Annotated in this window: 26 protein-coding genes and 4 tRNA genes; 13 read left to right on the top strand and 17 right to left on the bottom strand. The window is 71.9% G+C overall.

Annotated features, from left to right (window positions below; translation table 11 throughout):
- Positions 1-65: 65 nt before the first annotated feature.
- The 3 genes from E8D34_RS05395 to E8D34_RS05385 all read left to right on the top strand — a co-directional run bounded on the left by E8D34_RS05395 (position 66) and on the right by E8D34_RS05385 (position 4,058).
- Positions 66-2,246: an RNA degradosome polyphosphate kinase gene (locus E8D34_RS05395; protein WP_136593571.1), complete on the top strand. Its 2,181-nt coding sequence runs from the start codon at positions 66-68 to the stop codon at positions 2,244-2,246.
- Positions 2,247-2,431: 185 nt separating this feature from the next.
- Positions 2,432-3,049, top strand: a complete 618-nt coding sequence (locus E8D34_RS05390; RefSeq protein WP_136593570.1) for a DUF47 family protein — start codon at positions 2,432-2,434, stop codon at positions 3,047-3,049.
- Positions 3,050-3,053: 4 nt separating this feature from the next.
- Entirely contained in the window at positions 3,054-4,058 is a 1,005-nt protein-coding gene (locus E8D34_RS05385) for an inorganic phosphate transporter (protein WP_136593569.1), read from the top strand.
- A gap of 67 nt (positions 4,059-4,125) precedes the next feature.
- Here E8D34_RS05385 and E8D34_RS05380 read toward each other — a convergent pair whose 3' ends face one another.
- From E8D34_RS05380 to E8D34_RS05355, 6 genes are all read right to left on the bottom strand, one after another.
- Positions 4,126-4,827 carry a winged helix-turn-helix domain-containing protein gene (locus E8D34_RS05380; protein ID WP_136593568.1) on the bottom strand — a complete coding sequence of 234 codons (702 nt, stop codon included), beginning with the start codon at positions 4,825-4,827 and terminating at the stop codon, positions 4,126-4,128.
- A gap of 72 nt (positions 4,828-4,899) precedes the next feature.
- A complete protein-coding gene (gene pstB / locus E8D34_RS05375; protein WP_136593567.1) occupies positions 4,900-5,679 on the bottom strand; it encodes a phosphate ABC transporter ATP-binding protein PstB in 780 nt (259 codons plus the stop codon).
- Between the two features lie 25 nt (positions 5,680-5,704).
- The gene (gene pstA / locus E8D34_RS05370) at positions 5,705-6,796 is read right to left on the bottom strand and encodes a phosphate ABC transporter permease PstA (RefSeq protein ID WP_136593566.1); all 1,092 of its coding nucleotides are present in this window, start codon (positions 6,794-6,796) and stop codon (positions 5,705-5,707) included.
- Positions 6,793-7,737 (bottom strand): phosphate ABC transporter permease subunit PstC, encoded by a 945-nt coding sequence (gene pstC, locus E8D34_RS05365; RefSeq protein WP_136593565.1) that lies wholly within the window; start codon positions 7,735-7,737, stop codon positions 6,793-6,795. Before pstC ends, pstA begins: the two co-directional genes overlap by 4 nt.
- Positions 7,738-7,830: 93 nt before the next feature.
- Positions 7,831-8,946 (bottom strand): phosphate ABC transporter substrate-binding protein PstS, encoded by a 1,116-nt coding sequence (locus E8D34_RS05360; protein ID WP_206056564.1) that lies wholly within the window; start codon positions 8,944-8,946, stop codon positions 7,831-7,833.
- Positions 8,947-9,133: 187 nt separating this feature from the next.
- Positions 9,134-10,030, bottom strand: a complete 897-nt coding sequence (locus tag E8D34_RS05355) for an NUDIX hydrolase (RefSeq protein WP_240771116.1) — start codon at positions 10,028-10,030, stop codon at positions 9,134-9,136.
- Between the two features lie 45 nt (positions 10,031-10,075).
- Between E8D34_RS05355 and E8D34_RS05350 the strand changes: the two genes are divergently transcribed.
- Positions 10,076-11,191 carry a hypothetical protein gene (locus E8D34_RS05350; RefSeq protein WP_136593563.1) on the top strand — a complete coding sequence of 372 codons (1,116 nt, stop codon included), beginning with the start codon at positions 10,076-10,078 and terminating at the stop codon, positions 11,189-11,191.
- 45 nt (positions 11,192-11,236) lie between these two features.
- Here the strand turns inward: E8D34_RS05350 and E8D34_RS05345 are convergent, their stop codons facing one another.
- The 5 genes from E8D34_RS05345 to E8D34_RS05330 form a co-directional block, all read right to left on the bottom strand.
- Positions 11,237-13,567 (bottom strand): heavy metal translocating P-type ATPase, encoded by a 2,331-nt coding sequence (locus E8D34_RS05345; protein ID WP_136593562.1) that lies wholly within the window; start codon positions 13,565-13,567, stop codon positions 11,237-11,239.
- A 9-nt stretch (positions 13,568-13,576) separates the two neighbouring features.
- Entirely contained in the window at positions 13,577-13,783 is a 207-nt protein-coding gene (locus E8D34_RS05340; protein WP_136593561.1) for a cation transporter, read from the bottom strand.
- Positions 13,784-13,841: 58 nt separating this feature from the next.
- The gene (locus E8D34_RS05335) at positions 13,842-14,165 is read right to left on the bottom strand and encodes a metal-sensitive transcriptional regulator (protein WP_136593560.1); all 324 of its coding nucleotides are present in this window, start codon (positions 14,163-14,165) and stop codon (positions 13,842-13,844) included.
- A gap of 134 nt (positions 14,166-14,299) precedes the next feature.
- Positions 14,300-14,455, bottom strand: coding sequence for a hypothetical protein (locus tag E8D34_RS20680; RefSeq protein WP_168929337.1), 156 nt, complete (start codon positions 14,453-14,455; stop codon positions 14,300-14,302).
- 182 nt (positions 14,456-14,637) lie between these two features.
- Positions 14,638-14,841: a cold-shock protein gene (locus E8D34_RS05330; RefSeq protein WP_136593559.1), complete on the bottom strand. Its 204-nt coding sequence runs from the start codon at positions 14,839-14,841 to the stop codon at positions 14,638-14,640.
- A 625-nt stretch (positions 14,842-15,466) separates the two neighbouring features.
- Between E8D34_RS05330 and E8D34_RS05325 the strand changes: the two genes are divergently transcribed.
- Together E8D34_RS05325 and E8D34_RS05320 are read left to right on the top strand one after the other, a co-directional pair.
- Positions 15,467-16,453, top strand: a complete 987-nt coding sequence (locus tag E8D34_RS05325) for a hypothetical protein (RefSeq protein ID WP_136593558.1) — start codon at positions 15,467-15,469, stop codon at positions 16,451-16,453.
- A gap of 267 nt (positions 16,454-16,720) precedes the next feature.
- Positions 16,721-16,793: transfer RNA gene (locus E8D34_RS05320), tRNA-Lys, on the top strand.
- Here E8D34_RS05320 and E8D34_RS05315 read toward each other — a convergent pair.
- A complete protein-coding gene (locus E8D34_RS05315; protein ID WP_346763605.1) occupies positions 16,791-17,318 on the bottom strand; it encodes a Fur family transcriptional regulator in 528 nt (175 codons plus the stop codon). The genes E8D34_RS05320 and E8D34_RS05315 overlap by 3 nt on opposite strands.
- Before the next feature lie 79 nt (positions 17,319-17,397).
- Between E8D34_RS05315 and E8D34_RS05310 the strand changes: the two genes are divergently transcribed.
- Positions 17,398-18,348, top strand: a complete 951-nt coding sequence (locus tag E8D34_RS05310) for a hypothetical protein (protein WP_136593557.1) — start codon at positions 17,398-17,400, stop codon at positions 18,346-18,348.
- Here the strand turns inward: E8D34_RS05310 and E8D34_RS05305 are convergent.
- Entirely contained in the window at positions 18,335-18,865 is a 531-nt protein-coding gene (locus E8D34_RS05305) for a GNAT family N-acetyltransferase (protein WP_206056563.1), read from the bottom strand. The two genes, E8D34_RS05310 and E8D34_RS05305, sit on opposite strands and share 14 nt — an antisense overlap.
- A gap of 83 nt (positions 18,866-18,948) precedes the next feature.
- Here E8D34_RS05305 and E8D34_RS05300 point away from each other — a divergent pair, with 83 nt between their 5' ends.
- Positions 18,949-19,638, top strand: coding sequence for a PaaI family thioesterase (locus E8D34_RS05300; protein WP_240771115.1), 690 nt, complete (start codon positions 18,949-18,951; stop codon positions 19,636-19,638).
- A 36-nt stretch (positions 19,639-19,674) separates the two neighbouring features.
- Here E8D34_RS05300 and E8D34_RS05295 read toward each other — a convergent pair whose 3' ends face one another.
- Complete coding sequence (locus tag E8D34_RS05295) at positions 19,675-21,168, bottom strand: NAD(P)/FAD-dependent oxidoreductase (RefSeq protein ID WP_136593556.1); 1,494 nt, start codon at positions 21,166-21,168, stop codon at positions 19,675-19,677.
- Between the two features lie 346 nt (positions 21,169-21,514).
- Here E8D34_RS05295 and E8D34_RS05290 point away from each other — a divergent pair, with 346 nt between their 5' ends.
- Positions 21,515-22,477, top strand: coding sequence for an ATP-binding protein (locus E8D34_RS05290; protein ID WP_136593555.1), 963 nt, complete (start codon positions 21,515-21,517; stop codon positions 22,475-22,477).
- Here E8D34_RS05290 and E8D34_RS05285 read toward each other — a convergent pair.
- Complete coding sequence (locus tag E8D34_RS05285; protein ID WP_206056562.1) at positions 22,468-22,833, bottom strand: metallopeptidase family protein; 366 nt, start codon at positions 22,831-22,833, stop codon at positions 22,468-22,470. The two genes, E8D34_RS05290 and E8D34_RS05285, sit on opposite strands and share 10 nt — an antisense overlap.
- A 172-nt stretch (positions 22,834-23,005) precedes the next feature.
- Between E8D34_RS05285 and E8D34_RS05280 the strand changes: the two genes are divergently transcribed.
- Together E8D34_RS05280 and crcB are read left to right on the top strand one after the other, a co-directional pair.
- Entirely contained in the window at positions 23,006-23,578 is a 573-nt protein-coding gene (locus E8D34_RS05280) for a CrcB family protein (RefSeq protein WP_136593553.1), read from the top strand.
- Positions 23,575-23,931: a fluoride efflux transporter CrcB gene (gene crcB / locus E8D34_RS05275; protein ID WP_136593552.1), complete on the top strand. Its 357-nt coding sequence runs from the start codon at positions 23,575-23,577 to the stop codon at positions 23,929-23,931. Before E8D34_RS05280 ends, crcB begins: the two co-directional genes overlap by 4 nt.
- Before the next feature lie 152 nt (positions 23,932-24,083).
- Here the strand turns inward: crcB and E8D34_RS05270 are convergent.
- A tRNA-Asp gene (locus tag E8D34_RS05270) sits at positions 24,084-24,157 on the bottom strand.
- Between the two features lie 326 nt (positions 24,158-24,483).
- Positions 24,484-24,556 (bottom strand) — tRNA-Glu (locus E8D34_RS05265).
- Positions 24,557-24,746: 190 nt separating this feature from the next.
- On the opposite strand from E8D34_RS05265, the gene E8D34_RS05260 reads away from it, so the two are divergent.
- Positions 24,747-24,820: transfer RNA gene (locus tag E8D34_RS05260), tRNA-Phe, on the top strand.
- A 96-nt stretch (positions 24,821-24,916) separates the two neighbouring features.
- A complete protein-coding gene (locus E8D34_RS05255; protein WP_136593551.1) occupies positions 24,917-25,990 on the top strand; it encodes an NADH:flavin oxidoreductase in 1,074 nt (357 codons plus the stop codon).
- Positions 25,991-26,002 lie beyond the last annotated feature (12 nt).

Below are 26,002 nucleotides of genomic sequence, written 5' to 3'. Positions count from 1 at the left end.
CCTGTGGGCCGGTCGTCATCTTTGCCGTCACCCACTGTTCACCCGGAGATGCCAAACTCGTGGACATGACGGCGGAGATGCGCGAGGACCCCACACCGATCCCCGCGGACTCCCCGCCGAGCTCCGCCCCGGCCCTCGCCGAGCCGGCGGAGCAGACGGACGCGCAGCCGCCGATCGAGGAGTTCCACAACCGGTTCCTGGATCGCGAGCTCTCCTGGCTGCGGTTCAACGAGCGGGTGCTGGAGCTGGCCGAGGACGAGTCGATCCCGCTGCTCGAGCGCGCCCGCTTCCTGGCGATCTTCACCAGCAACCTCGACGAGTTCTTCATGGTCCGCGTGGCCGGTCTCAAGCGGCGGATCGCGACCGGCCTGGCGGTCCGCGCGGCCTCCGGCCTGATGCCCCGCGACGTCCTCGAGCAGATCTGGGAGACCAGCGGCGAGCTCAGCCAGCGGCAGGCGGCGCTGTTCCGCGACCGGATCAGCCCCGAGCTGTCCCGTGAGGGGATCCACCTGGTGCGCTGGGCCGACCTGGACGCCGACGAGCAGCGCACCTGCAAGACGCTCTTCAGGAACCGGATCTTCCCGGTGCTCACCCCGCTGGCCGTCGACCCCGCGCACCCCTTCCCCTACATCTCCGGCCTCTCCCTCAACCTGGCCGTCGTGGTCCGCAACCCGCGCACCGGCAAGGAGCACTTCGCCCGGGTGAAGGTGCCCTCGAACTTCGAGCGGTTCATCCCGCTCGGGAACGCCCGGTTCGTGCCGCTGGAGGACGTCATCGGCGCGCAGCTCAAGCGGCTCTTCCCGGGCATGGAGGTGGTCGAGGCGCACACCTTCCGGGTGACCCGCAACGAGGACCTCGAGGTCGAGGAGGACGACGCGGAGAACCTGCTGGCCGCCCTGGAGAAGGAGCTGCTGCGCCGCAAGTTCGGTCCGCCGGTCCGCCTCGAGGTGGAGGAGTCGATCACCCCCTCCGTGCTGGAGCTGCTGATCTCCGAGCTGGACATCGGCACCGAGGAGGTCGTCCGACTGCCCGGCCCGCTGGACCTGCGCGGCCTGCACGGCATCGCCGACCTGGCGCGCGAGGAGCTGAAGTACCCGGCGTTCCTGCCCTCCACCCATGTCCGGCTCGCCGAGGTGGAGTCGGCCGCCCCGGTCGACGTCTTCAAGGCGGTGCGCCGTCGCGACGTGCTGCTGCACCACCCCTACGACTCGTTCTCCACCTCGGTGCAGCGCTTCATCGAGCAGGCCGCCGCCGACCCGCACGTGCTCGCGATCAAGCAGACGCTGTACCGGACCTCGGGCGACTCCCCCATCATCGACGCCCTGATCGACGCGGCCGAGGCGGGCAAGCAGGTGCTCGTGCTGGTCGAGATCAAGGCCCGCTTCGACGAGCAGGCCAACATCCGGTGGGCCCGCAAGCTGGAGCAGGCCGGCTGCCACGTGGTCTACGGGCTGGTCGGCCTCAAGACCCACTGCAAGCTGGCCCTGGTGGTCCGCGACGAGGCGGACGGGATCCGCCGCTACGCCCACATCGGCACCGGCAACTACAACCCGAAGACCTCCCGGCTCTACGAGGACCTCGGCCTGCTGACCACCAACCCGGAGATCTGCGAGGACGTCGCGCACCTGTTCAACAACCTCTCCGGCTGGTCCCGCAACGCGCAGTACGAGCAGCTGCTGGTGGCGCCGGACTCGGTGCGCAGCGGCCTGATCGACCTGATCGACGCCGAGATCGAGCACCACCGCGCGGGGCGCCCGGCGCGGATCCGGATCAAGGCGAACTCGATCGTCGACGAGCAGCTGATCGACGCGCTGTACGGCGCGTCGCGGGCGGGGGTCCCGGTGGACCTGCTGATCCGCGGCATCTGCGCGCTGCGGCCCGGCGTACCGGGGTTGAGCGAGAACATCGAGGTCCGCTCGATCCTGGGCCGGTTCCTTGAGCACAGCAGGGTGTTCTGGTTCGCCGGAGGCGGCGACCCCAGCGCCTGGATCGGCTCCGCGGACATGATGCACCGCAACCTCGACCGCCGGGTCGAGGCGATGGTGCGGCTGCCCGGTGAGGAGTCGAAGCGGTCGGTGGGCGAGATGCTGGACCTGGCCTTCGCCGCCGACACGCAGGCCTGGGTGCTGGCGCCGACCGGCGAGTGGCACCGCAACGCGGGCTCGGTGCACCTCCAGGAGACCCTGATCGAGGCCCACCGACACACCACCCGGCCGATCAGCTCCGCGCCGAACCGCGACCGCTGACCGGGATCACGCGCTCGCACTGAGGCGTCGCACCCCCGCGACACGCCGCGTTGCGGGGCCACCCACCTGCGCGTCGCCCGGGGGGTGGGCTGGAACACATGCTCCCCGAATCTCGGCGGTTTGCGTTCTCCTGTTCGTCACCCCCTAGCATGAGTCCGTTCGTCTCCGCCTCTACGGGAGTCACTGTGGGTCTGCGTCTGCGTCCTGTCGATACCTCTTTCTACGACCTCTTCACCGAGTCGGCTCAGCACCTGGTGAAGGGCGCTGCGCTGCTTGCCGAGATGCTCTCCGAGTCCTCGGACAAGCCGGACGTCGCCGAGCGGATGCGTGCTGCCGAGCACGCCGCCGACGAGACGACGCACGCGATCATCAAGAAGGTGAACAGCACCTTCGTCACGCCGTTCGACCGCGAGGACATCTACGACCTCGGCGCCGGCCTCGACGACGTGATGGACTGGATGGACGAGGCCGTCGACTTCATCCTCCTCTACGAGGTGGACACCATCCCGGCCGAGCTCTCCGAGCAGGTCGAGGTCCTCCAGCGCTGTGCCGAGCTGACCGCGGACGCGATGCCGCGGCTGCAGTCGATGAAGTCGCTCGAGGACTACTGGATCGAGATCAACCGCCTCGAGAACACCGGCGACCGCAACCACCGGCGCACGCTGGCCAAGCTGTTCTCGGGTGAGTACAAGACGATCGAGGTCCTGAAGCTCAAGGACATCGTGACCTCCCTCGAGGGCGCCATCGACGCGTTCGAGAAGGTCGCGAACACCGTCGAGCAGATCGCCGTCAAGGAAAGCTGAGCGGGTGGACGTCACCCTTGCGATCGTCATCCTCGTCGTCGTCGTAGCGCTGGTCTTCGACTACACCAACGGGTTCCACGACGCTGCGAACGCGATCGCCACCTCGGTCTCGACGCGCGCCCTCACGCCGAGGATCGCGCTCGCGTTGGCCGCGGTGATGAACTTCGTCGGCGCCTTCCTCGGCCAGAAGGTCGCCCAGACGGTGAGCGACGTGATCAGCCCACCTCAGGACAACCACGGCCTGATCATCGTCTGCGCCGGCCTGTTCGGCGCGATCGCCTGGAACCTGATCACCTGGTACTTCGGGCTGCCCTCGTCGTCCTCGCACGCGCTGATCGGCGGCCTCGCCGGCTCCGCCATCGCGGCCGGCGTGACGGTCAACTGGGACACGGTGCTGAACAAGGTCGTGATCCCGATGCTCCTGTCCCCGCTCTTCGCCTTCGCCGCCGGCTTCGCCGTGATGCTGGCGCTGCTGTGGCTCTTCAAGCGTGCCAACCCGCACCGGGCCAACCGCGGCTTCCGCATCGCGCAGACCTTCTCGGCCGCCGCGATGGCGCTGGGCCACGGCCTGCAGGACGCCCAGAAGACGATGGGCGTGATCTTCCTGGCGCTGCTCACCGGCGGGTACGTCTCCGCCGGCGACCCGCTGCCGATCTGGGTCATCGTCGCCGCGGCCGCCGCGATCTCGGCCGGCACCTGGGCAGGCGGCTGGCGGATCATGCGGACGCTGGGCCGGCGGATCATCCACCTCGACCCGCCGCAGGGCTTCGCCGCGGAGACGGTGGCGGCGTCGGTGCTCTACACGACGGCCTTCGTCTACTCGGCGCCGATCTCGACGACCCACACGATCACCTCCGCGGTGATGGGCGTCGGCGCGACCAAGCGGCTCTCGGCCGTCCGTTGGGGCGTCGCGCGCACGATCCTCGCGGCGTGGGTGCTCACGTTCCCCGCGGCCGCCGCGGTCGCCGCCGCGAGCTACTACCTGCTGCACGGCCTCACCGGTATCTGACCGAGCCCGTCCGGCTCCGTCCAACTCCACAGGCCCGATCGCCTCGGCGGTCGGGCCTGTCGGCTTCTCAGCCCTCGGTCGTGAGCGAGTACCCACGGCCGCGGACCCGGCGGATCTCCGCCGCGCCCTCGAGCCGCGCCCGGAGCCGGGTCACGTGCATCGCGATGGTGCTGCCGCTCACCCGGCTCTCCTCGCTCGGACCCCACAGGGCGACCCGCAGCTCGTCGTCGGAGACCACCTCGGGGGCGCGCAGCATCAGCGCCCGGAGCAGCTCGAACTCCTTGAGCGGCAGGTCCGGCTGGCGCTCCCCCGCGACGCTCACCCGGTACGCCGCCGCGTCGAGCTCGAGCGGCCCGACCGTGACGTGCGCGTGCTCCTCGAGCGCCCCCGGCGTGGCGACCAGCAGCTCCCACAGGTCGCCGGCCCGGTAGGGGCGGCTCACCCAGGTGCTGGCGCCGGCGACCAGCAGGCTGCCGGCGGACTCGCCGGCGACCCCGTCCACCGCGGCGATCACGTAGGGGGACCCGTGGCGCCGGATCGTCGTCACGAACTCCTCGGCGGGGATCCCGTGCGCGGTGGGCGCCACCACGACGGCGTGCGGGTCGGTGCGCCCGAAGGCGACCAGCGCGTCCGTGGTCGAGTGCACCCAGGTGACGTGGACCCCGCGCCCGGCCATCGCGTCGCTGAGGTCCTGGCGCTCCTGGTCGGGGTCGACGACGAGCAGCTGCGCGCCCGCCGCCTCCGCCCAGCGGTGCAGGTAGCTGCGCACGGCTGCCCGCCGCGTTGATCCAGTCCCGACAGTCGCCGGTCGCGTATCACGGCCAGGCGAGCTGCTCATGGCTCAGCCGAAGCGACCCGAGATGTAGGCCTCGGTGGCCGGGTCGTCGGGGTTGGCGAACATCTTGGTGGTCGGGTTGAACTCGACCAGGTGGCCGGGCTCTCCGGTCGCCTTGAGGTTGAAGAAGCCGGTGTCGTCGCTGACCCGTGCCGCCTGCTGCATGTTGTGGGTGACGATGACGATCGTGTAGTCGGACTTGAGCTCGTGGATCAGGTCCTCGATCGCGGCGGTGGAGATCGGGTCGAGCGCCGAGCACGGCTCGTCCATCAGCAGCACCTCCGGCTCGACGGCGATCGCCCGGGCGATGCACAGCCGCTGCTGCTGGCCACCGGAGAGGCCCATGCCGGGCTTGCCGAGGCGGTCCTTGACCTCGTTCCAGAGGTTGGCCCCGCGCAGCGACTTCTCGACGATGTCGTCGGCCTCGGACTTCTTCATCCGCTTGGCGTTCAGCTTGTTGCCGGCCAGGACGTTGTCGTAGATCGACATCGTCGGGAACGGGTTCGGCCGCTGGAAGACCATGCCGATCTGGCGCCGCACCGCCACCGGGTCGACGCCCGGACCGTACAGGTCGTGACCGTCGACCACGATCTTGCCCTCGACGCGGGCCCCCGGGATCACCTCGTGCATCCGGTTCAGCGAGCGCAGGAAGGTGGACTTGCCGCAGCCCGACGGGCCGATGAAGGCCGTCACCGCCCGCGCACGGACGGACATGTTGACGCCCTCGACCGCGAGGAAGTCGCCGTAGTAGATGTTGACGTCGGAGACGTCGATGCTCTTGGCCATGGGTGGGTTCCTTCTCTAGGCCGGGTCAGCGGCCGGTCTTGGGGCTGAAGATCTTGCCCAGCAACCGGGCGATCAGGTTGAGGGTCATCACGATCACGACCAGGACGAGGGCGGCGCCCCAGGCGCGCTGCTCCTGGATCTCGGCGTACTTGCCGCCCTGCGTCACGCTGGAGTAGATGAACACCGGCAGCGTCATCATCCGGTCGGAGAAGACGTTCCAGTTGGTCACCGTGGTGCTGCCGGCGATGATCAGCAGCGGCGCGGTCTCACCCGCGACCCGGGCGATGGCGAGCGTGACGCCCGTGGCGATGCCGCCGAAGGCGGTCGGCAGGACGACCTTCACGATGGTGCGCCACTTCGGCACACCCAGCGCGTACGACGCCTCGCGCAGCTCGTCCGGCACCAGCTTGAGCATCTCCTCGGTGGCGCGGACCACGATCGGGACCATCAGCACCGAGAGCGCCAGCGCGCCGCCGAAGCCGGAGCGGTAGGCGGGGCCGAAGGTCAGCGTCAGCAGCGAGAAGGCGAACAGGCCGGCGACGATGGACGGGATGCCGGTCATCACGTCGACCAGGAAGGTCAGCACCCGCGAGAGGCGGTTCTTCTTGCCGTACTCCACCAGGTAGATCGCCGCCATCACACCGACGGGGACCGACATCACGGTCGCGGTCAGGGTGATCAGCAGCGTGCCGACCAGCGCGTGCTTGATGCCGCCGGGCTCGCCGGTCAGCCGGTTGGTCTCGCCCAGCACACCGAGCATGTCGTTGCTGAAGAAGCCAGCGCTGATCGCGCCGTGCCCCTTGCTGATGACCTCCCAGGTGACCGCGACCAGCGGCACCATCGCGACCAGGAAGGTCGACCAGACCAGGGTGGTGGCGAGGCGGTCGACGGACTTGCGACGCCCCTCGACGGCGCCGGACCAGCCGGTCAGCACCAGGACGAACACGATCCACGCGACGACCGCGAGCGCGACCGGACCGGTGCCGGCGGTGAGGCTCACCAGGGCGCCCAGCGCGAGCGCGATGACGCCGACCAGGATCGGTGCGATCGACGGCAGCTGGGGGCTCTGCAGCGGCACGGAGGGCCGCGGCTCGGCCTTCTGCAGGGTGTCGCTCATGCCTTCACCTCACCGCGGGAGGCGATCCAACGACCGGCGAAGTTGACCGCGAAGGAGACCACGAAGAGCACCAGGCCGCTGAAGATCAGGGTGTTGATCTTGCTGCCCGAGGCGTTGCCGAAGTTCAGCGCGATGTTGGCGGCGATGGTCGAGGGCTGGTCGGTGCCGATCAGGTTGATCGTGACGAAGCCGCCGGCGGAGAGCACCATCGCGACCGCCATGGTCTCGCCGAGCGCGCGGCCCAGGCCGAGCATCATGGCCGAGATGACCCCGGAGCGGGAGTAGGGGAAGACGGTCATCCGGACCATCTCCCAGCGGGTGGCGCCCAGCGCCAGCGCCGCCTCCTCGTGCATCCGCGGCGTCTGCTGGAAGACCTCGCGGCAGATCGCGGTGATGATCGGCAGCGCCATCACCGCGAGCACGATGGAGGCGGTGAGGATGGTACGGCCGTGGGTCACCGGCGGCGCGAAGAACGGCAGCCACCCCAGGTGGTCGCCGAGCCACACGTAGGCCGGCAGGACCGCCGGCGCGAGGACGACGCGGCCCCACAGGCCGTAGACGACCGAGGGCACCGCGGCCAGCAGGTCGATCAGGTAGCCGAGGTAGACCGCCACCCGGCGCGGCGCGTAGTGGGAGATCACCAGCGCGATGCCGATCGCCAGCGGCCCGGCGATGATCATCGCCAGGATGGCCGCCAGCAGTGTGCCGAACAGCAGCGGCCACACGTAGACGACGATGTTGTCCTCGCCGTAGAGCGACTCCCCCGACGCGGTGATCGCGGGGGCTCCCTCGAGGATCAGGAAGATCGCCACACCCGCGAGCGCCAGCATGATCAGCAGGCCGGCGGCGGTCGCCAGGCCCGAGAAGATGCTGTCACCCACGCGGGTGGTTCGGGCCTGGGAGTCGGCCTCCGGGGCCGGGGGTTCGGTGGTGGTCGTCACCGGTGAACTCTCTCAATCATGGTGGTGCTGCCGGAAGTGGTGACGGGGTCCGGGCCGGTACGTGGCCCGGACCCCATCGGGTTCAACTGTCGATCACTCGACGGTAATGCTGTCGATCACCGAGCGCACCTTGTCGCCCAGCTCGGCGCTCAGCGGGGCGGAGCCCGCCTCCTCGGCGCCGAACTGCTGGCCCTCCTCGCTCACGATGAAGTTCAGGTAGGCCTTGGCCAGCGTGCCCACCTCGGCCTCGTCGCCCGTGTACGACGGGCACGCGATCAGGTACGAGGTCAGCACGACCGGGTAGGTGCCCGACTCGGTGGTCTCGTGGTCGAGGTCGAAGATCAGCTCGGTGTCGGTCGCGCCCTCAGCGGGCGAGGAGACGTCGAGGATCTTGGCCGCGGCCTCGGCGGTGGGGCCGACGAACTCGTCGCCGACGCCGACGTTGGCCACGCCCAGCTCACCGGCCTGGCTGGCGTCCGCGTAGCCGATCGAGTTGGTGCCGCCCTTGACCGCGTCGATGACACCGGAGGTGCCCTGCGCGCCCTGGCCGCCGTACTCCTTGGGCCAGACCTCGATCACGCCGGCGTCCCACACGTCGGGCGCGACGGCGTCGAGGTAGTCGGTGAAGTTCTCGGTGGTGCCGGACTCGTCCGAGCGGTGGACCGCGTCGATCGGCGCGCTCGGCAGCTTCGCGTTCGGGTTGTCGGCGGCGATCGCCTTGTCGTTCCACTTGGTGATCTTGCCGGCGAAGATGCCCGCGATCGTGTCGGCCGACAGGTTGAGCTCGTCGACGCCCTCGATGTTGTAGACCAGCGCGATCGGGCTGATGTAGTCGGGGACCTCGATCGGGGCCTCGCCGCCGCACCGCTCGGTGGCGGCGGAGAGCTCGCCCTCGTCGTCGGTCAGGTAGGCGTCGGAGCCCGCGAACGGGAACGCGCCGGAGATGAAGTTCTCGCGACCGCCGCCGGAGCCGATCGCGTCGTAGGTGACGGTGACGTCGGGCGCCACGGCGGTGAAGCCGGCGATCCACGCCTCCTGGGCGGCCTGCTGGGCCGAGGAGCCACCGGCCGCGAGGGTGCCGGAGAGCGAGGCGGTGTCGGCGGAGTCCGAACCGGAGCCGTCGCTGTCGTCGCTACCGCAGGCGGTCAGCACGAGGGCCAGAGCGGCGAGGCCGGGAACCACCGCGCGCCGAAGGTGGGTGACGTTCAAGAGATCTGCCTCTCGGGAGCCGGGGGCTCGACTCTCTACCCCCCGTTGTTTCAGTGGACGACCAGAACGTAGGCACCGTCGGTAACGCAAATGGCCAGCCGAACTGAACGGAACGTGAACAGCGACGGAGCAGTCGGCGACGGTCGTCGCCCGGGTCACACCGGCGTCGCGATGAACGCGACCCGGCTCACACCAGGTGGCGCTCCACGGCCACCAGCCGTTGCTTGCGCAGGTGGACGACGAGCATCTCCCCGGGCGCCAGCGGGCCACCCCGGTGGGTCCCGTTGAGCCCCACCGCATCGAGGACCAACGGCAGCACCGGACGGTGCGTGCAGACCACGACGCCGCCGCGGTCCGCCAGCAGGTCGGCCATCACCGCCGCGACGCCGTCCGCGCTCGCCCGCTCCTCGCTCAGCCTCCGCCGCGGCTCCAGGTCCCGGCCGGTCGCCTCGGCGTACGGCGCGACCGTCTGCAGGCAGCGGGTGCTGCTGGAGGAGACGAGGCGGCGCACGTCGTAGGCGGCGAGCAGCGGCACCAGCCGGCGCGCGTGCTGCTCCCCGTCGGCCAGCAGCGGCCGCCGGGTGTCCTCCTCGTGCCAGCGCGACCGGGACCGCGCCGCGGCGTGCCGCAGCACCACCAGGGCGCGGGTCTTCGGCCGCAGCCCGAGCGCCTCGGCCAGCGTGTCCCGGTCCCGAGCGTGGGTGAGCATCGTGGCCGCCTTCGTCGCCGGCACCCAGCGCGCCGCGTCGATCTCGGCGTTCGGCCGGAAGTCGCGCGGGTCCGACCCGCCCACGACCCGCCCGGTCCAGTAGTGGACCGTCTTGGGGCGGTCGTTGACCGGGTAGTGCTGGTCGGCCAGCGGCGGCCCGAGCCGCACGTGCACGCCGGTCTCCTCCGCCACCTCGCGCACGGCCGCCGCGGTGGGGTGCTCCCACCGCTCCAGCTTGCCCTTGGGGAACGACCAGTCGTCGTACTTGGGGCGGTGCACCAGCAGCACCTCCCGGCCGGGCCGGAACGTCACCACCCCGGCCGCGGTGATCGGCCTGCGCGTCGCGTCGTCCTTGGTCGGTCGCGGGCTGGGCACGACGCTAGTCTCACACCTCCGCGTGAACGACAGGAGCCTGCACCGATGTCCCGCCCCAGCCGACCCTCCAGCCGACGCCGCTGGCTGGTGATCGCGCTGGCGACGGCGGTGGTCGCGGCGCTCGCCGGGACCGGCGTGCTGGTCGCCCGACGGGTGCTCGCCGAGCCCCCGTCGCGACTCTCGGCGGCGATGGAGCTGGCGCCGGCCGACGCGGTCCGGCTCACCTGGACCGACTGGGCCGCGGTGCGCTCCGAGCTCGACGCCACCGTGTCGGGATCGAGCTCCGCCGACGACCTCGACGCCTTCCTCGGCGCCGCCTTCGACGCGGACCTCAGCGCGATGTCGGCGCTGATCTCCTCCGCCCCCGTCCTGCAGGAGAGGTACCGCCTCTCGCCCGCGTCGCTGGAGTGGGAGCTCTACGCGCAGAGCCGCCGCGGCGCCGTCGTCCTGATGGGGCTCCCCGACGACCTCGACCTCGACGAGCTGCGGGCGCGGCTCGGCCGCCTCGGCTACCGGGCGCCCGACACCGGTGACGGGGTCTGGGACGGCGGCCCCGAGCTGCTCCCGACGATCGGCTCCCTCACCCCCGAGCTCGCCTACCTCCGCATCGACGACGAGCACCGCGTGCTCGCCTCCAGCGACCAGCGCGCACCGCTCTCGCCCGGCGAGGAGCTCCGGGGCGCGGTCGCCGAGCCCGCCTCGGGGTCCAGCTCGGCGGACGGCTCCGCCGGCGGGATCGACGCGGCGGTCGAGGCGCTCGGCGAGGTGGTCGCCGCCGCCGTCTACAGCGGCGACTACGCCTGCGTCGGGCTCGCCCTGAACCAGGCCGACGCTGCCGACCAGGCCGACGGCGCCCGGCTGATCGAGGCCGCCGGCGGCGTGCACCCGTTGGACGCCTACGCCATCGGCACCCAGCCGGGCGGCAGCGTCCGGGTGACGATGGCGTTGGAGTCGGAGGAGGCGGCGCGGGCCGACGCCGACAGCCGCTCGGCGCTCGCCTCCGGCCAGGCCCCGGGGCAGGGCGGCTCCTTCCCCGACCGGTTCGCACTGGACGAGGCCACCGCCGACGGGCGCGTGGTCACCCTCGGCCTCTCCCCGCGGCCGGGCACGTTCGTGCTCTCGGACATGGCGAGCGGGCCGGTGCTGTTCGCGACCTGCTGAGCGCTGGCCGGCACCCGGCAGGGGGCCGTCGCAGGCGCCGGCGGCTCAGCGGAAGCGCCGCAGCCGCAGCGAGTTGCTGACCACGAACACGCTGGACAGCGCCATCGCGGCACCGGCGATCATCGGGCTCAACAGTCCCGCGGCGGCCAGCGGCAGGGCGGCCACGTTGTAGGCGAACGCCCAGAAGAGGTTGCCGCGGATCGTGGCCAGCGTCCGCCTGGCCAGCCGTACGCCGTCCGCGGCGACGCGCAGGTCTCCGGAGACGATCGTCAGGTCGCTGGCCTCACGCGCCACGTCGGTGCCGGTGCCCATCGCGATCCCCAGGTCCGCGGTGGCCAAGGCGGGGGCGTCGTTGATCCCGTCACCGACCATCGCCACCACCCGGCCCTTCTCCTGCAGAGAACGGACGTGCGCCACCTTGCCCTCCGGCAGCACCCCGGCGACGACGTCGTCGATGCCGACCTCGGCGGCCACGGCGCGGGCGGCGCGCTCGTTGTCGCCGGTCAGCAGCACCGGGGAGAGGCCGAGGTCGTGCAGGGCCGCGACCGCCTCCGCCGCGCCCTCCTTGACCGTGTCGGCCACCACCAGCACGCCGCGCGTCGCACCGTCCCAGCCGACGGCGACCGCGGTCGCCCCGCGGGCCTCGGCCTCCTCCACCGCCGCGTCGAGCGCCGGCGTCAGCGGCATCCCCCGCTCGGCCAGCAGCGACGGCCGGCCGAGTACGGCGGCGACGCCGTCCACGGTGCCGCTCACCCCGAGCCCGGCCAGCGCCGCGAACGCCTCGACCTGCTCCCGGGGGCCGTCCCAGCCCGCCACGACGGCGCGGGCGATCGGGTGCTCGGAGCCCGACTCCAGGGCGGCCGCCCGTCGGCGTACCTCCTCCTCGGGGGCGCCGTCGGCGACCACCCCGACCAGGCGCATCCGGCCGGTGGTGACGGTGCCGGTCTTGTCCAGCACCACGGTGTCGACCGCGCGGGTGGCCTCCAGCACCTCGGGGCCACGGATCAGGATGCCGAGCTGGGCGCCCCGGCCGGTGCCGACCATCAGGGCGGTCGGCGTGGCCAGCCCGAGCGCGCACGGGCAGGCGATGATCAGCACCGCGACGGCGGCGGTGAACGCGACCGCGGCGCCGGCACCCGCGAGCAGCCAGAAGGCGAGGGTGGCCGCCGAGAGGACGATCACCGCCGGCACGAAGAAGGCGGAGATCCGGTCCGCCAGACGCTGCGCCGCGGCCTTGCCGGCCTGCGCCTCCTCGACCAGGCGCGCCATCTGCGCGACCTGGGTGTCCGCCCCGACCCGACGGGCGCGCACGACCAGTCGGCCGGTCGTGTTGACCGCGCCGCCGACGACCTCGTCGCCGGGTCCGGTCTCGACCGGGAGGGACTCGCCGGTCATCAGGGACTGGTCGATGGCGGACTCGCCGGTGACGACCGTGCCGTCGGTGGCGACCCGCTCACCCGGTCGCACGACGAACAGGTCGCCGACGCGCACCCGGTTCAACGGCAGCCGCCGCTCGGGGCCGTCGGGCCCGTCCGGGAGGACGACGACCTCGGCGGTGCCGGCGGTGGCCAGCGCGCGCAGCGCGGCGCCGGCCTGGCGCTTGGAGCGCTTCTCGAAGTACCGGCCGGCCAGCAGGAACGTGGTGACGCCGGCCGCGGTCTCCAGGTAGATGTTGTCGAGCCCGGAGGTCGGCGCCTCGCCCCATCCGGCGAACAGGTCGAAGCCGTGGGTCATCCCCGGCATCCCGGCGTCGCCGAGGAACAGGGCGACCAGGGACCAGCCGAACGCCGCCAGCACGCCCACCGAGACGAGCGTGTCCATCGTGGTGGCTCCGTGACGCAGGTTGATCCACGCGGCGCGGTGGAAGGGCCAGGCGCCCCAGGTGGCGACCGGTGCCGCCAGCGTCAGCGACGCCCACTGCCAGTACTGGAACTGCCAGGCGGGCACCATCGCCAGCACGATCACCGGTACGGCGAGCACGGCCGACCAGATCAGCCGGGTCCGCAGCGCCTCGAGCTCGGGGTCCCGGTCGGCCGGCGGCTCGGCGGCGTCCGCCGTACCGCCGTCGGGGGGATGCGCCGGCTCCGGCTCGGGCTCGGGCCGGTGCACGGTGGCGCCGTACCCGGCAGCCTCGACGGTCGCGATCAGCCGCGGCACGTCCACGCTCGGGTCGTGGGTGACCCGCGCCCGCTCGGTCGCGTAGTTCACCGTGGCGATCACGCCGTCGAGCTTGTTGAGCTTGCGCTCGATCCGGTTCGCGCACGAGGCGCAGGTCATCCCGGTCAGGTCCAGGTCGACGTCGAGCTGGTCTGACTCGGCGCCGGGCTGGGCGCCGACGTTCTCGGCGCTCGTATCGGTGCTCGTCCTGGTGCTCATGGCGCTCCGTCAGGCGAGGGCGTAGCCGGCCTCCTCGACGGCGGCCGCGACCGCGGCTGCGTCGAGCGGCGCGGCGCTGGTCACCGTGACCGCGCCGGTCGGCAGGTCCACCTCGACGTCCTCGACGCCGGCGATCTCCTCGATCTCCTCCGTGACCGAGGCGACACAGTGCTCGCAGGTCATGCCGGTGACGGTCCAGGTGCTCGTGGTGCTCATCGGTTTCCTCCCTCAGGATCGGGTGGTGCGGCCCGCGCGGCGGCGCGGGCCGCGCTGGCTAGGAGCGGACGAGGCGCCGGATGGCGGCCATCGCCTCGGCGACCTTCTCGTCGGCCTCGGGTCCGCCCGCGGCGGCAGCGTCGACGAGGCAGTGGGCCATGTGCTCCTCCAGCAGGGCCAGCGAGAAGGCGTGCAGCGCGCTGGTCATCGCGGAGACCTGGGTGAGGATGTCGATGCAGTACTTCTCCTCGTCGACCATCCGCTGCAGGCCGCGCGCCTGGCCCTCGATCCGGCGCAGGCGCTTGACGTAGTCCTCCTTGTGGTGGAGGTAGCCGTGCCGGTGGGACTGCTCCGCCTCGGCGGCGGCAAGGGCTTCATCCATACCCACATCATACCCCTAGGGGGTATAAGCGCCAGTCCTGCTCGAGGATGGGACGCGAGACCGCTGCACAGCTCCGGCCCGCTCCCCGCACGGTGGAGGGCCGGGAGGCGGGTGGGGTGCTCGGAGGGAACGCGTCAGTCAGCGTGCGGCACGACGCCGAGGATCCGGTCGATCTCCTCAGGCGGAAGGCGCTCCTCGGACGCGGTCGCAGCGATGATCAGGTTCGTCGTCAACTCGACCTCGATCATCAGGTCGTCATCCTCGAGCTTCACATCGAACGGGTCCGCCACGACCTTCCCACCTCCCGCCGGGCGAAGGGTTCGACTCAGCGCGTATCGGCGCGGCCCGGATCCGACGCCGTTTCCATAGTGCCCCCAGTTCGCCGACCGAAACCGGGAGAAACGAGAAGAAAGCCGAAAAAGCGCGAACCCCGCCGGATCGCTCCGGCGGGGTTCGACAAGTCAGTCCCGGTTCAGAGGGGACGAACGTTCTCCGCCTGCGGGCCCTTCGGACCCTGGGTGACGTCGAACTCGACCTTCTGGTTGTCCTCCAGGGACTTGTAGCCCTGGGTCTGGATCGCCGAGTAGTGGACGAAGACGTCGTCGCCGCCACCCTCCTGCTCGATGAAGCCGAAGCCCTTCTCGGCGCTGAACCACTTCACGGTGCCCTGAGCCATGTGCTCGTTACTCCTAGTGTCGGGGCGGGAGCCGCCACTTCGGCGGCCCGCACCAGATGCGTGACACGTCGTTCCGGAACCGTGATTGGTGGAACCACTAACCAGAAACGCCGTCGGCCAACAAGCTCCGCAGGCGTCTAACCTCAGACCTTGCATCTGTTGCAGCATGGACAGTACCAATCACCGACCCGTTCGCGAGGGGCAGTTCGCAGGGATCTCGCCCAGAAGCGTGAAGGTTGCGCGTCGAAGCCGTGACACGAATGCAAACCGATCGCCGGCGCGCGCTGCGCGCAACGACGCGCTAGCCTTCCTCCGACAGCTCCGCCAGGCGTGAGCAGTGCCGCGGGCGACCTCGACCATCTCCTCGAACGCCAGCCCGACCACTCGCCGCTTTCACCAATTTTGCGTAGCGCGCAACGCCAGTCACCTGCGCAACACTGCTGTACATGGTGCGTTCCAGGTCTGAGAAGTTCACGACCCCTCGTAAGGTCAGGGGAGTCGCCGCGCTCCTGATGGCCATGGGTGTCGCCTTGTGGTTCCTCTGCGGCACCGTGGCCTCGCCCGCGCAAGCGGACCCCGAGACCACGACGAAGACATCGAAGACGTGCGACCTGTACGACGACTCGTGCGACACGCCTCCCACGGCGACCGTCGGCACCCCGCCGTCGCTGCCGCCGTCCACGACGCCCACGACGGCGACCACTCCGGCCGGCCCGACGCCGCCGCCGACGACCACCACGACCTCGCCGTGCCTGTACTGCTCGACGACGCCGACCACCCCCGGTGGCCCGACCCCGCCGCCGTCGACCACGCCGACCGAGTCGACCACCACGCCGACCACGCCCGGTGGCCCGACGCCGCCGCCGTCGACCCCGCCGACGACCACCACGACCTCGCCGTGCCTGTACTGCTCGACGACGCCGACCACCCCCGGTGGCCCGACCCCGCCGCCGTCGACCACGCCGACCGAGTCGACCACCACGCCGACCACGCCCGGTGGCCCGACGCCGCCGCCGTCGACCACGCCGACGACCACCACGACCTCGCCGTGCCTGTACTGCTCGACGACGCCGACCACCCCCGGTGGCCCGACCCCGCCGCCGTCGACCACGCCGACCGAGTCGACCACCACGCCGACCACGCCCGGTGGCCCGACGCCGCCGCCGTCGACCACGCCGACGACCACCACGACCTCGCCGTGCCTGTACTGCTCGACGACGCCGACCACCCCCGGTGGCCCGACCCCGCCGCCGTCGACCACGCCGACCGAGTCGACCACCACGCCGACCACCCCGGCTGGCCCGACCCCGCCGACCTCGACCGCGCCGACCGAGTCGACCACCCCGCCGACGACGCCGACCACCCCCGCGACGCCGACCACCCCGGTCACCTCGCCGACGAGCAGCTACCCGTGCCCGACCTGCACGCCGAGCACGCCGACCAGCAGCCCGCCGACGAGCCTCCCGGCGACAGGATCGCCCGCCTGGACGATCCCGGCCGCAGCGCTCGGCGTCATCCTGATCGCTGCCGGTGTCGGACTCTTCGGAGTCTCCTTCCGGAACTCCGCAGGACGCAGGTCCGCGATCAGCTGATCCGCTCCACCAGCACCTAGCACGACGCCCCGTGGCCGCAGCGATGCGGACACGGGGCGTCGTCGTCCGGGCCCGGCTCCGACCGCGCGGGCGGCAGGTCACCGCGCGCGGCGTACGGGTCACCAGCGGCTCCGCCCCTCGGGCAGCGGCGCGCCGCCGGGCGGTCGAGCGGCCGGGCGGCGGGGCGCACGACTCCTCCCGTAGGGTGGCCCCCGTCGGATCAGGCCGGTCGGCGAACGACACGGGAGTCATCCCGAGGGTTCTCCCGATGAATCTCCTGATCCCACGGGCCCCTAGCTCAATTGGCAGAGCATCGGACTTTTAATCCGCGGGTTGTGGGTTCGAGTCCCACGGGGCCTACCGGTCGGTCGACGTACGACTGCAGCTCGCGCAGGTGCCGACCAGCTCGATGGTGTGGCTCACCTCGGCGAAGTCGTGATCGGCGGCGACGCTGCGCGCCCACCGCTCGACGGCGGGCGCCGAGATCTCGACGGTCCGGCCGCACTCCCGGCAGACCAGGTGGTGATGGTGGTCGGGGCTGCAGCGCCGGTACGTCGCCTCGCCGGCAACGCTCTGCAGGACGTCGACCTCGCCGGAGTCCGCCATCGCCTGCAGCGTTCGGTAGACGGTGGCGAGCCCGACCTTCTCGCCCGCGTGGCGCAGGGCGTCGTGGATGTCCTGGGCGCTCTGGAAGTCGGCCGCGCGCTCCAGGGCGTCGGTGATCGCGCGCCGTTGCCGGGTGGGACGCAGCCCACTCGGCCGCTCCTCGGTCTGCGGCACCGACACCTCCCGGCTCCCCGTCGTACGGCCGCGCGGCTGGATCCGCGGCCCGTCCCGCCCCAACCTACCGCCGCCCCCCACGGCCAGCCGCATGAGTGACGCCACGCGGCGAATCTGGCGAACTTCCGCAGGTCACGGGTGGCGGGTCTAGCATGGCGGGCGGGGGAAAGGATGGGATTTCGTCATGGGGATGGGTGGCGAGTTCGGCAAGGACACTGACGCGATCAAGTCGTGGCTGGCGAAGCGTGCCAGCTACCGCGAGGACGTCGAGGACCTGCCGCACCTGGAGGAGACCGCGGATCGGGCGACGCCGGACCCGCTGACCGATCCGGCGTTCACCGTCGCCCCCGACGAGCCGGACGACATCGTCGACCCACTGGCGGACCCACTCGCGGACCCACTGGCGGACCCACTGACGGACCCGCTCAGCGACCCGCTCGGCGACCCGTTGACCGACCCGCTGTCGGATCCCCTCACCGACCCGATCATCGGCCAGGGCTCCGAGCAGCCGACATGGACTCCGCCGCGAGCGGCGGCCGCACCGGTCACCGTCGCGCCCGCGCCCGCGCCCGCGCCCGCGCCCGCGGCTGTCGCGCGGCCGGTTCCCGTGACCCCACCGCCCCGCCCGGTCGGTCCGCCCAGGGAGGTCTACGTGCGCCCGCAGCGCGGGTCGACGGCCGACGTCACCTTCACCCCGAAGGTCGCCTCCCGCTGGGTCACCGGCGCGCTGCTGCTGGTCACCTTCGGCGCCGCAGCCACCGCCACCTACGTCGCGGCCGCCGAGCCCACCACCCCGCGGGTGGTGCTCTCGGTAGCCCTCGTCCTGATCGCCCTCACCGTGTGGGCGGCTCGGGCCGGAGCACCGCCCACGGAGCTCGCCATCCGGGACGGCCAGCTCGTCGTGCACCAGAACGGCCGCAAGCGGGTGATCGACCTGGCCAACCCGTACACGCCGGTCCAGGTCGTCGGCCGACCCGAGCGGCGCGGCTGGAAGGTGCTCATCCAGCCTCCGGGCGAGCCGGTCTTCACCGTCACCGCGGGCATGGTGGACCCGGTCTGGTTCACCGACACGCTCCACCGGCTCCGCCCGGCGCTGCGCGACGGGCACCGGCGGGCGGCGTTCACCCGACGCTGATCCAGTAGCGCCGCTTGTCGCCGCGCACGTCCTCCAGCACGCCGCCGTTGCGCTCGATGGTGCGCGCCGACGGCTCGTTGTCGTCGTCGCAGGTGACCAGCACCCGCCGCAGGCCGAGCACGGCGGCCTCCGTGAGGGCACGGTCCAGCGCACGTCCCGCATGGCCCTCACCACGCCGGGAGGGCCGCACCGAGTAGCCGATGTGCCCGCCCTGCTCGAGCAGGAACTCGTTGAGCTCGTGCCGGGTGTTGAGGAAGCCGACCAGCTCCTCCCCCGGCACCCCGTCACCCTCGGCGATCCAGTAGAAGGTCGACGCCACCCGACTGCCGTCCGCCGCGGCTGGCGCCATCGCACGGAGCACCTCGACGAAGGTCGCGCAGCCGGCTTCGGTCGGCTCCGGATCGCCGTCGAGGAACCAGTGCCCGGACCCGTGCATCTCGTCGACGCCGCCGAAGTCCTCGAGCATGGCCGCCCACTCGCGCCAGCGGGAGGGATCGGGGGCAACGAGCGCGGTCATGGAGCCATCCCAGCAGACCGGGCGAGGTGCCCACCAACCGATTTCGAGCGGAGCAGAAGTAGAACCCGTTCTAGTATTCGTCCATGAAGGGGATGAAGCCGTTCCAGCCGGACGAGGCCACCGACGCGGAGGTCGCCGCGGAGGCGGCGGCGTTCGGTCCACTGGCGCAGGCCGTCCGGGAGCTCGCCGACGCGGCCCTCCGCTCCACGGTCGACGCCGCGACCGCGCGCGAGGCGACCGCACGGATCCAGGAGGTCACCGCACGACTCGCGGCCGACCAGCTGCCCGGGTCGTACGGCGTGCGCTACCGCCCCGACGGGCAGGGACGCCCGTGGGGCAACGCCGTGATCGGGCTGCGGAACCCGATCGCGCCACCCCTGGACCCGGTCCGCGAGGGCGAGCGCAGCGAGGGGCGGATCTCCGCCGACTTCGACCTCGGTGCGGTCTACGAGGGCCCTCCCGGCCTCGTCCACGGCGGCGTGGTCTCGCTGATCCTCGACCAGATGCTCGGCCAGGCCGCCGGATCGGGCGGGCGACCCGGCATGACCGGGACGCTGACCATCGTCTACCGCCAGGGCACCCCGCTCGGCCCACTGCGCGCCGAGGCATGGATCGACCGCAGCGAAGGGATCAAGACCTGGGCGAAGGGCCACATCGTCGGCCCCGACGGCATCACCGCCGAGGCCGAGGGCGTCTTCATCCTGCCCCGCTGGGCGCGGGAGCTGATCGAGAAGCGCGGCCCGGACGCAGCGACGCCGGCCTACTACGAGTAGCAGGCCGGCGACGGCAGGTGGGACGCGCCCGAGGCGTCAGCCGGGCAGGTGCACGCCCCTGAGGTTGTCGTCGGAGAGGTGCGCCTCCTCGGCGGCACGCTCCTCGAGCTCCTCGCGGCGGCGGCGCTCCGCCTCCGCGTCGTACTCGCCGGGCTCGGAGACCAGGTCCGTGGTGCCGCCCTGGAGGCGCTGGAGAGCGATCCGGGCGAAGATCTGCTGCTCGGTCATCGTCCGCTCGGACCGGCCGCGGCCGATGAACGAGATGAACCAGTGCAGGATCGCGGTGACGCGGTTCTTGAAGCCGGTGATGTAGAAGAGGTGCACGATCAGCCACATCAGCCACGCCAGGAAGCCGGTCAGGCGCAGCTTGCCGACCATCGCGACGGCCTCGAAGCGGCTGACGATGGCCATGGAGCCCTTGTCGTGGTACTTGAACGGGCCCTGCGGCGCCTTCCCCTCGAGGCGGCGGTCGATCTCCTTGGCGGCGTACTTCGCGCCCTGGATCGCCACCTGGGCGACGCCCGGCAGGTTGTCCAGCGAGATCATGTCGCCGACCACGAAGACCTCCGGGTGACCCGGAAGCGTCAGGTCGGGGTTCACCGAGATCCGGCCGGCGCGGTCCAGCGCGGCACCGGTCTGCTCGCTGAGCGTCTTGCCCAGCGGGCTCGCCTGCACGCCGGCGGCCCACACCTTGGTGACAGCGTGGATCTTCTCCTCCGAGCCGTCCTTGTACTTCAGGACCAGGCCGCGCTCGTCGACGTCGGTGACCATGCCGCCGAGCTTGACCTCGACGCCGAGGGTCTCCAGCTTCTTCTCGGTCCAGGTGCCGAGCTTCTGGCCGAACGGCGGCAGCACCTGCGGCGCGGCGTCGACCAGGATCACCCGCGCGTGCTTGGAGTTGATCGCGCGGAAGTCCTTCTTCAGCGTCCGGTGCGCGAGCTCGGCGATCTGGCCGGCCATCTCGACACCGGTCGGGCCGGCTCCGACCACCACGAAGGTCAGCAGGTGGTCGACGTTCTCGCCGCGGGCGGCACCGAGCTCGGCCATCTCGAAGGCACCGAAGATGCGGCCGCGCAGCTCCAGCGCGTCGTCGATGCTCTTCATGCCGGGCGCGTACTCGGAGAAGTGGTCGTTCCCGAAGTACGACTGGCCGGCGCCGGCGGCGACGATCAGCGAGTCGTACGGCGTCTTCAGCTCGCGGCCGAGCACCTGGGAGGTGATCATGCGGTTGGTCAGGTCGATGTCGGTGACCTCACCGAGCAGCACCTGGGCGTTCTTCTGGCTGGACAGCACCTCGCGGGTCGGCGGCGCGATCTCGCCCTCGGAGAGGATGCCGGTGGCCACCTGGTAGAGCAGCGGCTGGAACAGGTGGTGACTGGTCTTCGCGATCATGGTCACGTCGACGTCGGACCGCTTCAGAGCCTCGGTCCCGAACAGGCCTCCGAAGCCGGAGCCGATCACGACGACCTGGTGCCGGTCGGACCGTCGTACCAGCTCGCGATCGCTGCTGGTGGCTTCCTCTGCTGACATGAGTGCCGCCTCCTGGGGCATCGGTGCCCCGTCCCGGCAGCGGCTCCGATGCCGGCCGACAGGGGCAACCGTGGTTCGGTTGTCTCTCGTGTGATCATTCTCCCCACCGGCGCACGCACGGGCCAATCAGGACGGCCGTCTGCTGAATCACAGGGTCGTGGTGAGAGTGACGCGCCGGCATCGCCGTGTGGCGTGCGACAAGTCGCGGTTTGAGCCAGTATCGGCATGGGTAAGGACTGGCCGACCAGTCGATCCGGCCGATGAGGAGTTCAACGAGAGGACGGAAGTCGCCCACACCGGAACACCGACGTTCCCCAATCCCCGAGGACAACGGGAGTAGCAGCACGTGCCGTATCGGCAGGCCCTGAATCTGGAGCCAGGCCCACGCAGCGCGCAGGAGGCGCGCCGCTGGGCCATTGCGCGTTGCCGGGACCTGGGCCGCGAGGACCTCTGCGAGTGCGCCGAGCTCGCGATCTCCGAGCTGGTCACCAACGCAGTGCTGCACGGTGAGCCGCCGATGGTGATCCGACTCCGCGGCACCCGCGAGCACCCGCGCTTCGAGGTCCGCGACGCCTCCGTCATCCCGCCGCAGCCGATCCAGCCCGGCGGCACGCACGAGCACGGCCACCTCGTCCTCGACGACCTCGTCGACGGCTTGGACGACGAACAGCTCGTCTCGCTGCTCACCGTCGGCCGCGGCCTCGACATCGTGGCCCGCGCCTCGCTCGCGTGGGGCACCGAGGTCGAGGAGGACGGCAAGATCGTCTGGTTCGAACCCGCCTCCGAGCTCGCCGAGGAGGCGGGGGCGGACTACCAGCTGACCCGCAGCGCACCGCCGCCCGACATCGACGACACCCGTGCCGACCAGATCGCGGTCCAGGTCCAGGGCGTCCCGATCGAGGCCTTCGAGCGCTTCCAGGACCACTTCCTGGACCTGCGTCGCGAGATCCGCCTGCTGGCGCTGGCCCATCAGGACGACTACCCGCTGGCGAAGGTGCTCTCGGAGCACTTCGACGCCCTCGAGACGCCGCTGCGCGCCAACATGGGCCGCGAACAGGTCGCCGCGGCGCGCGAGTCTGGCGACCCCACCATCGACCTGCGGCTGCGGATGGCCCCCGAGACAGCCCGGCAGATCGGCGGCCTGATCGACCTGATGGACGCCTCCGACGACTTCAGCCGAGCGCAGCGGCTGCTCACCGCGCCGCGTACGAGCGACCAGCGGGCGTTCCAGATCTGGTTCCTCGGCGAGTTCCGTCGGCAGGCCGCCGGCGCGACCCCGGTGCCCTGGGCCCAGCAGACTCAGCCGTAGCCGAGGGCGTGCAGCCGCTCGTCGTCGATGCCGAAGTGGTGCGCGACCTCGTGGACCACGGTGATCCGGATCTCCTCGGCGAGGTCCTCCTCGTCCTCGCACATGTCGAGGAGCGGTCCGCGGAACAGGAAGATCCTGTCCGGCAGTCCCGGCAGCACGCCGGAGTCGCGCTCGGTCAGCGCGATCCCGTCGTACAGGCCGAGCAGGTCCGCCGGCTCCCCCTCCGGCGGCTCCTCCTCGACCAGCACCACGACGTTGGTCACCAGCCGGGCCAGCTCCTCGGGGATCTGGTCCAGCGCGGCGTCCACGAGCTCGTCGAAGCGTTCGGGGTCCACCTGTACCGGCACGACGCCCATTGTGCCGGGCTCCGGGAGGCCGCGCCTCGTCCCGGCGCCCGGTCCGCATCGTCCCCACCGCGCACGGTCCGCTGGGTACACTCCCGGCGACGGCGGTGGGGCTCGCCGACAACCGCGCGGCGCCGCGCCAACAGTCCCTACCTGCGACCGAGGTAGGAGGAGTCTGCCCCCGATGACACACGAGCCCGACGACGCCGCGGCCGCCCACGGTCACCCGCATCCGTTCACCGACCTTCCGGTCGATCCCGACGTCGACCCGATCAGCCCGCCCGACGAGGAGCCCGGCGCCGGCGCAACGCCAGCACCGGTGCTCCCGATCGCCGACCTGCTGCGCCGCGACCTCTCGCTGCTGCCACTGATCGCGCTCGGCGGTGCGCTGGGGGCGCTCGCCCGCTGGGGCCTGGCCGAGGCGCTGCCCGCCGAGCACGTCCACTGGGGCACCGTCGCGGCCAACATCGCCGGCTGCTTCCTGCTCGCGGTGCTGATGGAGCTGCTGCTGGAGCGCGCGCCGCACTCGCGGTTCCGACGCCCGTTCTTCGGCGTCGGCGTGCTGGGCGGCTTCACCACCTTCTCGACCGCGATGCTCGAGCTGCACGACTTCCTGGCCGACGGCAGGTTCCCGCTGGCGGTGGCCACGCTGACGCTGCACGTCGCCGGCGGCACCGCCGCGGTCGTGCTCGGCCTGGTCACGACCCGGTGGGCCGTCACCGGGCGCCGTCGCCTAGTCGAGGAGCCGGCGCAGTGACGGCGCTGATGGTGCTGCTCGGCGGCGCGATCGGCGCACCCAGCCGCTATGCGATCGACCTGGTGGTCCGCTCCCGCGCCCGCGGGCCCTACCCGTGGGGCACGTTCGCGGTGAACGTCGCCGGCTCCCTGCTCCTCGGCCTGCTGGCCGGCCTCGCCCCCGCGACCTGGTTGGGCAGCGCCGCCGGCACCGGGTTCTGCGGCGCGCTGACCACGTTCTCGACCTTCGGGTTCGAGGCCGTGCGACTGGTCGAGGACGGTCGCTGGCGGACCGCGGCGTGGTACGTCGGGGCGTCGCTGGTCGTGGGACTCGCGGCGGTGAGCCTCGGGTGGTGGATCGGCAGCCGGCTCTAGGGCGACGCCGCTGCGCTGCGTGGCGCTGCTGGACCGACCCGAGTCGTGTGCCTGAGAACGCCGTATGCGGGGGTGTCAGGCACACGACCACCAACAGCGTGCCCGCCAACGCACGAAGGCCCTCCCAGACTTGGGAGGGCCTTCGCCTTCTGCGACCCCGACGGGACTCGAACCCGCGGCCTCCGCCGTGACAGGGCGGCGCGCTAACCAACTGCGCTACGGGGCCTCGCTCCTTCGCCGCTTCTGCCTTTCGGCTCTCGCGGCGAGGTGGTAGAACCGTAACCCATCGCCGCCGGGGATTCCCAATCGGGGACGTACCCCGCGACGGAGGCACTGCCTGCCGTCCTCGTTTGCGCTGGTCAGCGGGCAGAAGGTGGCGGCAACGGGTCACCCCCGCATCGATCCGTGTGCCCCATGCCCGCCCAGCGGGCGCTCCGCACGGACGACCACGACCCCGGCACCAGACACCTGGCGCACCCAGGTCTGCCCGGCAGGAAAAGCAGAGACGGGCCTGATCGACATCGCTGCCATCAGACCCGTAGGACCACCTTGCACCCCCGACCGGATTCGAACCGGCGCTACCGCCGTGAAAGGGCGGGGTCCTGGGCCGCTAGACGACGGGGGCCCACCGCAGCGGACCGCGGTGGCCACAGCATAGTGCCGGCCGGCCGGGCCACGCCCATCGGCGGCGCGGCCGGGGGTGTCGATGCGAGCGCCGCGACCGGTCCCACCGCCGGCCTCCCGTGCGCGAGACAGCCGGAAGGTGGCGCCGCTTTCGTTCCTGGGGCAGGTGTCGGGTAACGTACGCATCGCTCGGGCAGGTAGCTCAGTTGGTACGAGCGTCCGCCTGAAAAGTGGAAGGTCGGCGGTTCGACCCCGCCCCTGCCCACCGAGCCAGAAGCCCCCGCCGGGTCACCGTGCGGGGGCTTCTGCCTTTTCCGGGGCCGACGGCCGCCGCCTTGCGCTCACCGGCGAGGATGGGCGCGTGACTGCTCCGGACCAGCCCCTCTCCCTGACCCGCGGCCCGGCCTGGCGGAACCGCTTCGCCCTGGCGCCGTTGACCAACACCCAGAGCCACGACGACGGCACGCTCTCCGAGGACGAGCACCGCTGGCTGACCGCCCGCGGCGAGGGCGGCTTCGGCCTGGTGATGACCTGCGCGGCGTACGTCGTGCCGACCGGCCAGGCGTGGCGGGGCCAGCTGGGCGTCGCCGACGACGAGCACGAGGCGAGCCTGCGGGACCTCGCCTCGTCGATCCGCGCCACCGGGGCGGTCTCCTCGATCCAGCTCCACCACGGCGGCCGCCGCGCGGACCCCACCGTCACCGGCAGGCCCAACGAGGCCCCCTGGGACGACCCTGACCGGAACACCGTCGCGCTGACCACCGAGGGCGTCGAGCGGGTGGTCGCCGACTTCGTGGCGGCCGCGGCGCGCGCGGAGCGGGCCGGCTTCGACGGGGTCGAGGTGCACGGCGCCCACGGCTACCTGCTCGGCCAGTTCCTCGACGACCGCCACAACCGCCGCACCGACCGGTACGGCGGCTCGCTGGAGAACCGCTCGCGCGCCATGCTCGAGGTGGTCGAGGGGATCCGCGCCGCGACCGGCCCCGCGTTCCAGCTCGGGCTGCGGCTGAGCCCCGAGGGCTTCGGGGTGCCCCTGGCCGAGGGCCGCGAGGTGGCGGCGGCGATGCTCGGCACCGGACTGCTGGACTACCTCGACCTCTCCCTGTGGGACGTCTACGCCGCCCCGCGCGGCGAGGGCCTCGACGGGCGCCTGATCGACCGGTTCACCGACCTGCCCCGCGGGGGGACCCGGCTCGGCGTGGCCGGCAAGGTGCTGACCGCCGCCGACGCCCAGTGGTGCCTGGACCAGGGCGCGGACTTCGCCACCGTGGGCACGGGCGCGATCCTGCACCACGACTTCGCCCGCCGCGCGCTGGCCGACGCCTCCTTCGCGGCCCGGTCACGGCCGGTGACCCGCGAGGAGCTGCGCGCCGAGGCGGTCGGGCCGGCGTTCGTGGAGTACCTGGCAGCGGGCTGGCCGGACCTGGTCGCCTGAGGCCGCCCACCG

Origin of the sequence: Nocardioides sp. GY 10113 (assembly GCF_004919105.1) — a bacterium.
Classification (GTDB): domain Bacteria; phylum Actinomycetota; class Actinomycetes; order Propionibacteriales; family Nocardioidaceae; genus Nocardioides.
This window is presented reverse-complemented; position numbering and strand designations above follow the sequence as displayed.

What these genes read in the sequence shown, in the direction of transcription:
- E8D34_RS05395 (WP_136593571.1), top strand. Translation starts at nt 66, where the DNA reads ATGACGGCGGAGATGCGCGAGGACCCCACACCGATCCCCGCGGACTCC.
- pstB (WP_136593567.1), bottom strand. Translation starts at nt 5,679, where the DNA reads ATGGCCAAGAGCATCGACGTCTCCGACGTCAACATCTACTACGGCGAC.
- pstA (WP_136593566.1), bottom strand. Translation starts at nt 6,796, where the DNA reads ATGAGCGACACCCTGCAGAAGGCCGAGCCGCGGCCCTCCGTGCCGCTG.
- E8D34_RS05350 (WP_136593563.1), top strand. Translation starts at nt 10,076, where the DNA reads ATGTCCCGCCCCAGCCGACCCTCCAGCCGACGCCGCTGGCTGGTGATC.
- E8D34_RS05345 (WP_136593562.1), bottom strand. Translation starts at nt 13,567, where the DNA reads ATGAGCACCAGGACGAGCACCGATACGAGCGCCGAGAACGTCGGCGCC.
- E8D34_RS05340 (WP_136593561.1), bottom strand. Translation starts at nt 13,783, where the DNA reads ATGAGCACCACGAGCACCTGGACCGTCACCGGCATGACCTGCGAGCAC.
- E8D34_RS05335 (WP_136593560.1), bottom strand. Translation starts at nt 14,165, where the DNA reads ATGGATGAAGCCCTTGCCGCCGCCGAGGCGGAGCAGTCCCACCGGCAC.
- E8D34_RS05330 (WP_136593559.1), bottom strand. Translation starts at nt 14,841, where the DNA reads ATGGCTCAGGGCACCGTGAAGTGGTTCAGCGCCGAGAAGGGCTTCGGC.
- E8D34_RS05310 (WP_136593557.1), top strand. Translation starts at nt 17,398, where the DNA reads ATGGGGATGGGTGGCGAGTTCGGCAAGGACACTGACGCGATCAAGTCG.
- E8D34_RS05305 (WP_206056563.1), bottom strand. Translation starts at nt 18,865, where the DNA reads ATGACCGCGCTCGTTGCCCCCGATCCCTCCCGCTGGCGCGAGTGGGCG.
- E8D34_RS05300 (WP_240771115.1), top strand. Translation starts at nt 18,949, where the DNA reads ATGAAGGGGATGAAGCCGTTCCAGCCGGACGAGGCCACCGACGCGGAG.
- E8D34_RS05295 (WP_136593556.1), bottom strand. Translation starts at nt 21,168, where the DNA reads ATGTCAGCAGAGGAAGCCACCAGCAGCGATCGCGAGCTGGTACGACGG.
- E8D34_RS05285 (WP_206056562.1), bottom strand. Translation starts at nt 22,833, where the DNA reads ATGGGCGTCGTGCCGGTACAGGTGGACCCCGAACGCTTCGACGAGCTC.
- E8D34_RS05280 (WP_136593553.1), top strand. Translation starts at nt 23,006, where the DNA reads ATGACACACGAGCCCGACGACGCCGCGGCCGCCCACGGTCACCCGCAT.